This is a genomic window from Cryobacterium cryoconiti (assembly GCF_004403065.1).
Taxonomy (GTDB): Bacteria; Actinomycetota; Actinomycetes; order Actinomycetales; family Microbacteriaceae; genus Cryobacterium; species Cryobacterium cryoconiti.
Genome location: NZ_SOHA01000041.1, coordinates 208,001 through 218,800, shown reverse-complemented (window position 1 = coordinate 218,800; position 10,800 = coordinate 208,001). Strand labels below are relative to the sequence as shown.

General features: G+C 68.4%; 6 protein-coding genes, 1 pseudogene and 2 riboswitches. Of the genes and pseudogenes, 5 read left to right on the top strand and 2 right to left on the bottom strand.

The features are described from left to right. The 4 genes and pseudogenes from E3T49_RS16285 to gcvP form a co-directional block, all read left to right on the top strand. A pseudogene (locus E3T49_RS16285) lies at positions 1–2,539 on the top strand (hypothetical protein); the annotation flags it as partial. A gap of 148 nt (positions 2,540–2,687) precedes the next feature. Beyond that, a riboswitch (glycine riboswitch) is annotated at positions 2,688–2,785 on the top strand. A 1-nt stretch (position 2,786) separates the two neighbouring features. Continuing rightward, a riboswitch (glycine riboswitch) is annotated at positions 2,787–2,887 on the top strand. A gap of 78 nt (positions 2,888–2,965) precedes the next feature. After that, positions 2,966–4,120, top strand: a complete 1,155-nt coding sequence (gcvT, locus tag E3T49_RS15285; RefSeq protein WP_134425752.1) for a glycine cleavage system aminomethyltransferase GcvT — start codon at positions 2,966–2,968, stop codon at positions 4,118–4,120. Positions 4,121–4,146: 26 nt separating this feature from the next. Beyond that, entirely contained in the window at positions 4,147–4,518 is a 372-nt protein-coding gene (gene gcvH / locus E3T49_RS15280; protein ID WP_134425751.1) for a glycine cleavage system protein GcvH, read from the top strand. A gap of 30 nt (positions 4,519–4,548) precedes the next feature. Continuing rightward, the gene (gene gcvP / locus E3T49_RS15275; RefSeq protein WP_134425750.1) at positions 4,549–7,653 is read left to right on the top strand and encodes an aminomethyl-transferring glycine dehydrogenase; all 3,105 of its coding nucleotides are present in this window, start codon (positions 4,549–4,551) and stop codon (positions 7,651–7,653) included. A 133-nt stretch (positions 7,654–7,786) separates the two neighbouring features. Here gcvP and E3T49_RS15270 read toward each other — a convergent pair whose 3' ends face one another. Next, complete coding sequence (locus tag E3T49_RS15270) at positions 7,787–8,557, bottom strand: CPBP family intramembrane glutamic endopeptidase (RefSeq protein ID WP_241972855.1); 771 nt, start codon at positions 8,555–8,557, stop codon at positions 7,787–7,789. Further along, complete coding sequence (locus E3T49_RS15265) at positions 8,554–8,946, bottom strand: thiol-disulfide oxidoreductase DCC family protein (RefSeq protein ID WP_134425749.1); 393 nt, start codon at positions 8,944–8,946, stop codon at positions 8,554–8,556. The genes E3T49_RS15270 and E3T49_RS15265 overlap by 4 nt, the downstream gene beginning before the upstream one ends. Before the next feature lie 224 nt (positions 8,947–9,170). Here E3T49_RS15265 and E3T49_RS15260 point away from each other — a divergent pair, with 224 nt between their 5' ends. After that, positions 9,171–10,781, top strand: a complete 1,611-nt coding sequence (locus tag E3T49_RS15260) for a peptide ABC transporter substrate-binding protein (RefSeq protein WP_134425747.1) — start codon at positions 9,171–9,173, stop codon at positions 10,779–10,781. Positions 10,782–10,800 lie beyond the last annotated feature (19 nt).

Here is a 10,800-nt window from a genome sequence, read left to right as displayed (position 1 = left end):
CGGTCCGCCCGCGCCGCCCGCGGATGCTGCGGTTCCGCCCGTGCCGCCGGCGGGCCCGCCCGCTCCTCCCGTTGCCGGGACTCCGGCCGCGCCCGCCGGCCCGACGGTCGTCACGCGTGCCGGAGCGCTCGTGCGCAGCGTGTCACCCGAACGATTCATCGCCGCCGCCGCAGCCGGTGCCCTGGTATTCCTTGCAGCCTGGGTGTTCGCCTTCGTCGTAACCCTGCTTCTCGGCGTGAGCCTCCTGGAATCCGACCCCGAGTGGTTCTGGGCGTTCCAGGCGCCGGCCCAACTCGTGGGTCTCGCCGTCGGCGGCACGCTGACCGGGACCTCGACGGTCCTGGGTGTCACCGCATCCGTCTCGTTCCTGTGGCTCCCTCTCGTGATCACCGCGTTCCTTGTCGCGGCCGGCGTCTTCCTCGCCCGCCGGGACGAGCGACTGCAGGGCAGTGCGACCCGCGGCATCCGGTGGCTCCTGTCGGTGACGACGGGCCTGGTTCTCGCCCTCCTCACCGTGATCGTGGCGGCCGTTCTCCCGTTGCGCCTGGACTCGTCCGACGAGCTGGCTTCCGCGCTGGACTCCGACGTGGCGCTGTCCTCAGCCTCCTTCACCGCCTTCCTGGGCGCGCTCGTGCTCGGCACGATCGCCGCCTACGCCGGCCGCGCCCGCGTCGCCGGACGCGTGCGCCCCGCCACCCTGCCTCCGGCCGCGGCGCCCGCGTCACGCGTCGTGCGCGACAACGTCCGCGGAACCGCCCCCGTTGTCGCTCTCTACACGGCTGTTCTCGCCGCCCTCCTCACGGTCGGGCTGCTGATCTGGACCGTCGTGGAGGTGGGGGTGAACGCCCTGCTGACCGCGCCGCTGTGGCTCCCCACGGCCGTGCTCGACGGCCTCGGCTTCGTCAACTTCGCACCGATCACGCTCACCGGCGCGCTGTCTTCGCTGCCCCTCGGAGGCGTCCCCGACAGCTACTGGATGCCGGCGGTGCTGCCGTTCTGGGCCACGGCCCTGATCGTGATCGTCAACCTGGCCCTGATCTGTGGCGCCGGGATCATTCTGCGGCTGCGGCGCCCGACCGGCGCACCCGCGTCGTCGGTCTCCTGGGTGACCACCATCGTCGCCTTCGCCCTGGTGGGCGTCCTGGCGTCCCTGCTGGGCAGCATCAGCGGCTGGACGACCGTCGACGCCGGCTCCGACAGCGACTCCCTGATCGGCCTGCTGGAAGGCGCCGGCTCCGGCCGCGGATCCGTGGGTCTGGCCGCCTGGGCGTTCCTCGTCTTCGCGGCTCTCGGCGCACTCGTCGAGGCGGTGGCCCTGTACCTGGCCCCGGCACTGATCGCGCTCATCCCCGCCGCCTGGATCGCCCGGGTCGGGCGGCTCACGGCGCGGGTCGGTGTGCCCCTGACTGCCGGCATCCGTCCCACCGCGCCGGTGGGCGAACCCGCCGTGATGACCGCCATGTCGGGCGACGCCGCGGACGCCGTTGCAGGCCCGGGCGTGGGCGTTCCGGTCGCCCCCGGGGCAACCGAGCCGATGACTCCCGAGCGCAAGCGCCGGTTGCTCCTCGTCCTCGGCCTCGTCGGCGGTGCCGCTGTTCTCGTGGTGGCCGCCTCGATCGGTATCGCGGTCGTCAACAAGACGATCTACAGCCCCAAGCACCAGGTGCAGAGCTACCTGGGCGCACTGGTCGACCAGGACGCGTCGGCCGCACTCGAACTCTCGGTTCCGGATGGGACCCGGGCCGAGCGTGTGCTGCTGACCGACAAGGTCTTCCAGGCGACGGATGGCGGCGTGACCGACTTCACGATCACCGACGTCAGCATCAACGGGGATTCCGCCCAGGTGACCGCCGAGCTCAAGCAGGACGGTGGCAAGTCCACCGAACTATACGAGCTCAAGCGGACCGGGTCCACCCTGCTGTTCTTCGATGACTGGAAGCTGAGCACCGTGGGGCTGTCCAGCCTCGACGTCATGCTGAGCGACGGCATCACCGAACTCGACGTCAACGGCGTCACCGTCTCGCTCACCAAGGGGCAGCAGGGTGACGGCTATGTGCAGCTGCTCGCGTTCCCGGGCGAGTACACCGTCGGCGTCGCCGGCGACGACGAGTGGATCACGGCCGAGCCCCGCACGACAACGGTCGGATCCTCCTACCTCGACGGGGGCGAGAGCGTCGAACTCGAGCTGGTGCCCACCAAGGCCTTCGAGAAGAGCATCGACGAGCAGGTCACCGCGATGGTCGAGGCGTGTGTGGCGCTGAAGGAACTCGACGCCGACGACTGCCCGATGTACACGTTCGACTTCGGCACCGTCACGGACGTGGCCTGGACCATCGACGAGGCAGCGACGTTCGAAATCGAGGATTCCTACGACGACGAGTGGTACGTGACCACGGACGTCCAGGGTTCCGCCAGCGTGAACTACAACCGTCAGGGGTTCAGCGGCACCGTGGAGCCCATGACCGGTCAGCGCGACTTCTACGTGGACGGCCGGATCACCATGGAGGGCGGCAAGCCGGTCTACGCCTACGGCTACTAGGAGTCACACGACCCACTGGAGTTCAGGGTTCGAAGCGGGCAGCCGGCACGACCGGCTGCCCGCTTTTCCCTGTCCGGACCCGGCCGGCCACCGCTGTGCGATCCCGGCGCACGCTAGGCTGGTGCCGAAAAGTGAATATCGGGCCATCAAGGTCGATGCGGGAGAGTTCGGCGCCGCCAGGCAGCCGAACACCGAAGGAGCAATCCTCCCCGACAATCTCTCAGGTACTCGTACCGCATCGGACTGGCCACTCTGAAAAGTAGTCGCGGCACAACAGTGGCTCGCCCATGGTGAAAATCGCTCCGGCAACGGACCGGTGAAGCTCTCAGGCCTGACGACAGAGGGGGAGTTCCCAGGGGTTCGATCGCTCGACCGCGCCCCGGAGATTCTCGCTCGGCTCTCGGCCGACGACAACCTGGAGAACTCATGACCTCGGACACTGCCGCCCACCCTGATTCCACCCCCGCGGCGGAACGCTTCTCCCCCCTGCACCAGGCGCACGTCGATGCCGGGGCCGGCTTCACGGACTTCGCCGGCTGGCAGATGCCGGTGCGTTACTCGAGCGATCTGGCCGAGCATCACGCGGTGCGCACCAGCGCGGGCATCTTCGACCTCTCGCACATGGCCGAGATCGTCGTCTCGGGGCCGGACGCGGGCGCATTCCTCGACTATGCCCTCGCCGGCAAACTCTCGGCGATCGATCTGCTCCAGGCCAAGTACAGCCTCATCCTCAACCGCGCCGGCGGCATCATCGACGACGTGGTCGTCTACCGCACGGCCGAGAACGAGTACCTCGTCATCGCCAACGCCGGCAACCGGTTTCCGGCCTTCGAGGCGCTGTCGACCCGCGCCGCACGCTTCGACGTCACGGTCACGGATCGGAGCGACGACGTCGCCCTGATCGCCGTGCAGGGACCGAACTCCCGCGCCATCCTCGAGGCCACTGCCGACCTGACCGTCGACGGTGACCTGTCCGCGCTGAAGTACTATCGCGCCCTCGGCGGCACCTTCCAGGCCGGCACCGTGCTCATCGCCCGCACCGGTTACACCGGAGAAGACGGCTTCGAGCTCTACGTCGACGTGCCGGATGCCGCGGCCCTCTGGGACGCGCTCCGCGCGGCAGGGGCATCCTTCCACCTCGTACCGGCCGGGCTCGCCAGTCGCGACACGTTGCGCCTGGAAGCCGGCATGCCGCTCTACGGCCACGAGCTGAGCACCACTACCTACCCCGCCCAGGCCGGGCTCGGCCGCGTCGTCAATCTCGGCAAGGAGGTCGACTTCATCGGCCGCGAGGCCAGCGAAGAAGGTCCCAGCGCCGAGGCGCGCGTGCTCGTGGGGCTGGCCTCGGCCGGCAAGCGCGCCGGGCGGGCCGACTACCTGGTGTATCGCAGCTCCGACGCGACCGTGGCCGACGGCGTGATCACGAGCGGTGCGCTGTCACCGACGCTCGGACATCCGATCGCCATGGCCTATGTCGCACCCGGACTCGCCCGCCTCGGCACCGAGGTGTTCGTCGACGTGCGCGGCACGCGCATCCCCGCGACCGTGACCGCCCTTCCGTTCTACAAACGTCAGAAATAATTCACCCCCTCGAGAGGAACACCCCCATGGCCGAACAGTCTGAACTCCAGTACACCGCCGAGCACGAGTGGGTGCAGGTCGACGGCAACACCGCCACCGTCGGCATCACCGCGTACGCCGCCGACAAGCTCGGTGACGTCGTCTTCGTCGAGCTGCCGGCCGTGGGCAGCGATGTCGCCGGTGGCACCGTCGTCGGCGAGATCGAGTCGACCAAGTCGGTCGGCGAACTCTTCGCGCCCATCACGGGCACCGTCGCCGAGACCAATGACGCTGTCGTCGACAGCCCCGAGCTCGTCAACAGCGACCCCTTCGGCGACGGCTGGCTGATCAAGGTCAGCTTCTCCGAGCTTCCTCCCCTCCTCAGCTACGCCGAATACTCCGCCCTCATCGGCGAGTAACGAAACCGAAAAGCGCAGGTTCCCGCACCCATGTCACAGCCCTTCACCCAACGCCATATCGGCACGGATGCCGACGCGCAGTCCCGCATGCTGGCCATCCTCGGGTACGACTCCGTTGACGCCCTCGTCAACGCCGCCGTGCCCGAATCGATCCAGGTGGACCAGTTCCGCACCATCGGCGACAGCACCCTGCCGCCTGCGGCGACCGAGCGTGAGGCCATCGCGGAGTTGCGCGAGCTCGCCGGCCGCAACACCGTGAAGCGTTCGATGATCGGGCTGGGCTACTACGACACCGTCACCCCGGCCGTGATCAAGCGGAATGTGTTCGAGAACCCCAGCTGGTACACGGCGTACACGCCGTACCAGCCCGAGATCTCCCAGGGCCGGCTCGAGGCACTGATCAACTTCCAGACCATGATCGCGGACCTGACCGGGCTGTCCACCGCCAACGCGTCCATGCTCGACGAGTCGACCGCCGTGGTGGAGGGCATGCTGCTCACCCGCCGGGCGTCGAAGTCCACGTCGACCCGGTTCATCGTCGACGCCGACGCGCTGCCGCAGACGAAGGCGCTGCTGGCCAATCGCGCGGGCGCCCTCGGGATCGACCTGGTCGAGGTCGACCTCGGCGGGGTCTCGACAGGCTCGACCACCGGGGGCGGCTCGACCGGCGGGGTCTCGACAGGCTCGACCACCGGGGGCGGCTCGACCGGCGGGGTCTCGACAGGCTCGACCACCGGGGGTGGCTCGACCGGCGGGGTCTCGACAGGCTCGACCACCGGGGGTGGCTCGACCACCGGGGGTGGCTCGACCGGCGGGGCAGACCTCGGCGAGTACTTCGGCGTCTTCGTGCAATACCCCGGCGCGTCCGGCCGGGTCTGGAACCCGGCCGGCGTCATCGCCGCCGCCCAGGCGCAGGGAGCGCTCGCCGTCGTCGCCGCCGACCTGCTCGCCCTGACCCTGATCAGCTCGCCCGGCGAGCTCGGTGCCGACGTCGCCGTGGGAACCAGCCAGCGCTTCGGCGTGCCGATGGGCTTCGGCGGTCCGCACGCGGGCTATATGGCCGTGCGCAAGGGCCTCGAGCGCCAGCTTCCCGGCCGCCTGGTCGGCGTCAGCGTCGACGCGGCCGGACACCCGGCCTACCGGTTGTCGTTGCAAGTCCGGGAGCAGCACATCCGTCGGGACAAGGCCACCTCGAACATCTGCACGGCTCAGGTTCTCCTGGCCGTGATGGCCGGCATGTACGCCGTGTACCACGGGCCTGACGGCCTTCGGAAAATCGCCGCCCAGGTGCATGAGCGCGCCGGGCAGCTCGTCGTCGCGCTCCTCGCCGCCGGAGCCGACGTGCGCACCGAGACGTTCTTCGACACGGTCCGGGTCTCCGTTCCCGGCCGTGCAGCCGAGATCGTCGGGGCGGTCGCCGACAGCGGCATCAACCTGCACCTCGTCGATTCGGACACCATCGGCATCGCCGTCGACGAGACGACGACCCTCGCCGACCTCGCCCTCGTCGTCGGCGCGTTCGGCGGCCGCGACGCCTTCGGCCTGGTCGACTTCAGCATGGTCGAGGCCGGGCTGCCGCCCGAACTGCACCGCACCAGCGAGTTCCTCACCCACCCGGTGTTCAACACGCACCGCTCCGAGACGAGCATGATGCGCTACCTCAAGCGCCTCGCCGACTACGACTACGCGCTGGACCGCGGCATGATCCCACTCGGTTCCTGCACCATGAAGCTGAACGCGGCCACCGAGATGGAGGCCGTCAGCTGGCCCGAGTTCGGCGGTCTGCACCCGTTCGCGCCACGTGCCGACGTGGAGGGTTACCTGGAACTGATCCGGCAGCTCGAAACCTGGCTCACGGATGTCACCGGCTACGACTCGGTGTCCCTCCAGCCCAATGCGGGCAGCCAGGGTGAACTGGCCGGTCTGCTCGCGATCCGCGGCTTCCACCTGTCCAACGGGGACACCCAGCGCACCGTCTGCCTGATCCCGTCGAGCGCGCACGGCACCAACGCGGCATCCGCCGTTCTGGCCGGGATGAAGGTCGTCGTCGTCGCCTGCGACGAGCTCGGCAACGTCGACCTGGACGACCTGCGAGCAAAGATCGCCCTGCACGCCGGAAACCTGGCCGCGCTGATGATCACCTACCCGTCCACGCACGGCGTCTACGAGCACGAGGTCGGCACCATCTGCCGGGCCGTGCACGAGGCCGGTGGCCAGGTCTACGTGGACGGCGCCAACCTCAACGCCCTGCTCGGCTTCGCCCGGTACGGTGACTTCGGCGGCGACGTGTCGCACCTGAACCTGCACAAGACGTTCTGCATCCCGCACGGCGGCGGCGGGCCCGGCGTCGGCCCGGTCGGGGCCAAGGCGCACCTTGCGCCGTTCCTGCCGGGGCACCCCATGGCCCAGAGAGCGGAGCACTACCTGCTCGCCTCCGGCGACGCGGCGACAGGTGACACCGAGGCCGGCGCCGTCGGCGGAACGGTCGTGCACGCCGGCGGTCCGGTCTCGGCGGCGCCGTACGGCAGCCCGAGCATCCTGCCCATCTCCTGGGCCTATGTGCGCATGATGGGAGCCGAGGGACTGCATGAGGCCACCGGCGCCGCTGTTCTGGCGGCCAACTACGTGGCCAAACGGCTCGAGGCGCACTACCCGGTGTTGTACTCGGGTGACAACGGTCTGGTCGCGCACGAGTGCATCCTCGACCTCCGCCCGCTCACCGAGGCCACCGGGGTCAGCGTCGACGACGTGGCCAAGCGCCTGGTCGACTACGGCTTCCACGCGCCGACCATGAGCTTCCCGGTCTCCGGCACGCTCATGATCGAACCGACCGAGAGCGAAGACCTGGCCGAGATCGACCGGTTCGTCGAGGCCATGATCGCGATCAAGGCCGAAGCGGATGCCGTGGCCGCCGGCCGCTGGCCTGCCGACGACAATCCGCTGCACAACGCCCCGCACACCGCGCAGTCGGTGATCGAGGGGGAGTGGACGCACGCCTACGACCGCGAGACCGCGGTCTACCCGGTGCGCAGCCTCATCCGCGGCAAGTACTGGCCGCCCGTGCGCCGCATCGACAACGCCTACGGGGATCGCAACCTCGTTTGCGCCTGCCCGCCGCCGGAGGCCTTCGAGTAGAACGCCCCGAACGAATTCGACGGAGATTTTGCCCATTCGGCCGCGTTTCGGCCTGATTAGCGCCTTCTGAGGCAAAATCTCCGTCGAATTCGCACGGGCACGGGCACGGGGGCCCGGGCCTACGGGCAGCCGGTCAGGCGGCGGGGGCGAGGAGGCCGGGCCACCAGGCCAGGGCCAGCGGGTAGCCGACGAAGGAGACGATGTCGAGGATCCAGTGCGCGATCACCAGCGGCATGGTGCGTCCCCAGCGCACATAGCACCAGCCGAACACCACGCCCATGACCGCATTGCCGAAGAACGGGCCCACGCCCTGATATAGGTGGTAGCTGCCGCGCAGCAGCGCCGAGGACACGATCACGGTCCAGGTCGACCAGCCCAGTTCACGCAGCCGGGTGAACAGGTAGCCGACCACGATCAGCTCTTCGACCAGCGCCGAGCGCAGCGCCGAGAACACCAGGATCGGGACCGTCCACCAGAACGTGTCCAGCGGCGAGGGGACGACGGCCACCGTGAAGCCGAAGGCCCGCCCGGCGAGGTAGAGCGCCAGGCCGGGGATGCCGATCACGAGCACCAGCCCGACGCCCCTCCCCAGGTCACGCCCCGGCTGCGTGAAGTCGAATCCGAGACGTCGGAACGAGTTCTGACCGGGGAGCCACAGCAGGTAGAGCACCAGGACAACCGCGAACAGGGCGAAGAAGATGCCCAGGAACTGGTAACTGAAATCGAGCCACTCCCGAGTCGACTGCGACCCGTTGAGGGTCGCCGACTGTTCCGAGAGCGGCCGGGTGTCGGTCAGCCGGGCGATGATCGCAATGACCGAGTAGAGAGCGGATGCCCCGAGCGAGAGCCCGAGGACGATCCCCACCTCCCAGCGGAGTGCGGTGCGATCGCCGCGCGGAGTCACGCTCCGGGCTTCATCCGGCAGGCCGGGGTCCCGCCGGGCAGGCGGTGACGGTAGCGGGCTACGAAGCGGTAGCCCACTTCGGCGGCCCACGACCACGGCGGCACGGTGCCCAGCCAGCCCAGGGCGCGCAGTGCGGCCGCGGGCTGGTGCCGGAGCAACGCGGCCACGGCGGCGGCCCCGCCGTACTGGTGTCCGTCGATGACCAGCCAGACCCGGGACTGGGCATCCTTCGTCGTCAGGGCATAGGAAGCCAGGTCGGTCCACTGGTAGGGGGAGGAGGCCGGCATGGCGGGCAGGAGGCGCTTCATCGCGTTCACGGACGTGGTGCAGAAGGCGCAGTCGCCGTCGAAGATCAGCAACGGAGGACGGGCGGGGGCGGTGACGGTCATTGTTCAATCCTCCCACTGCCTGGAACGAGCATGTTGCTGAATCTGGCGGATAGTTTGCGCGCAAGAACCTGTTGTGGCGCAACTATCCTGCGCAGTTTGTTTCGCATGTGTAACGTTTCCTCAATAGATTATGCGAAGTCCGCACCTGCTCTTTAAGGTCGATATAACTGAGGTGTCTGCGCGCCCAAAGGCCCGGCGGCACTTCCCTGCGCACTGGAGGAAAATTGAAAATCAGGAGACTGGGCATACCAGCCATCGCCTTGGCCGCCGCGGGAGCGCTCGTGCTCTCCGGTTGCGCCGGCGGAGACACCCCCGCAGAGGGCGGCAACGCGTCGATTATCACGACCAACGGTTCTGAGCCGCAGAACCCGATCATCCCCACGAACACCACCGAAACCGGTGGCGGCAAGATCGCCACCTCGATCTTCGCCGGACTCGTTTCGTACACCGCCGAGGGAGAGATCGAGAACGAGGTCGCCAAGTCGATCGAGTCCGACGATTCGCAGAACTGGACCGTCACGCTCAACGACGGCTGGGAGTTCACCAACGGCGAGGCCGTCACGGCCGATTCCTTCGTGGATGCCTGGACCTACGGCGCGACGTTCAGCAACGCGCAGGGTGCCTCTTACTTCTTCGACAACATCGCGGGCTTCGACCCCGAGGCTGACGCCGAGCTGACCGGCCTCAAGGTCGTCGACGACACCACCTTCACCGTCGAGCTGGCCTCGCCCGAGGCCGACTGGCCGCTTCGCCTGGGCTACACGGCGTTCATGCCGCTGCCCTCCGTCGCATACGACGACATGGAAGCCTTCGGTCAGGACCCGATCGGCAACGGCCCGTACATGCTGGACGGAGAGGGCGCCTGGGAGAACGAGGTCGGGATCGACCTCGTCACCAACCCCGACTACGACGGCGTGCGCAAGCCCGCCAACGGCGGCCTGAGCATCGTCTTCTACGCCTCGCAGGACGCCGCGTACGCGGACGTGCAGGGTGGCAACCTCGACGTGCTCGACGCCGTCCCGGACGCCGCCTTCGAGACCTACGAGTCGGACTTCCCGGACCGTTTCGTCAACCAGCCGGCCGCCATCTTCCAGGGCTTCAACATGCCGTACTACCTCGAGCACTGGAGCGGTGAGGAAGGCAAGCTGCGCCGCGCCGCCATCTCGATGTCGATCGACCGCAAGGAAATCACCGACGTCATCTTCCAGGGCACCCGTACCCCGGCGACCGACTTCACCTCGCCGGTCATCGACGGCTACTCCGACTCCCTCAAGGGTTCCGAGGTTCTCGAGTTCAACCCCGAAGAGGCCAAGGCCAAGTGGGCCGAAGCCGACGCGATCGCGCCCTACACCGGCACGTTCGACCTTGCCTACAACTCCGACGGCGGCCACGCCGCCTGGGTTGACGCCGTCACCAACAGCATCAAGAACACGCTCGGCATCGAAGCCGTCGGCAAGCCGTACCCGACCTTCGCCGCTGCGCTCGAAGACCGTTCCGCTGACAAGCTGACCGGTGGAACCCGCGCCGGCTGGCAGGGCGACTACCCGTCGCTCTACAACTTCCTCGCCCCGCTGTACCAGACCGGTGCCGGCTCGAACTACGAGGACTACGCCAGCCCCGAGTTCGACGCGCTGCTGAAGGAAGGCGCCTCCGCGTCCTCCGTCGAGGATGCGACCAAGAAGTACCAGGAAGCACAGGAACTCCTGCTCGTGGACCTTCCGACCATTCCGCTCTGGTACTCCAACGTCACCGGGGTCTGGTCTGACAAGGTCGACAACGTCGTCTACGGCTGGGACTCCGTGCCGCTGTACACCGACATCACCAAGAGCGAGTAATACTCGTTCCAACCGTTCA

What these genes read in the sequence shown, in the direction of transcription:
- gcvP (WP_134425750.1), top strand. Translation starts at nt 4,549, where the DNA reads ATGTCACAGCCCTTCACCCAACGCCATATCGGCACGGATGCCGACGCG.
- gcvT (WP_134425752.1), top strand. Translation starts at nt 2,966, where the DNA reads ATGACCTCGGACACTGCCGCCCACCCTGATTCCACCCCCGCGGCGGAA.
- E3T49_RS15265 (WP_134425749.1), bottom strand. Translation starts at nt 8,946, where the DNA reads ATGACCGTCACCGCCCCCGCCCGTCCTCCGTTGCTGATCTTCGACGGC.
- gcvH (WP_134425751.1), top strand. Translation starts at nt 4,147, where the DNA reads ATGGCCGAACAGTCTGAACTCCAGTACACCGCCGAGCACGAGTGGGTG.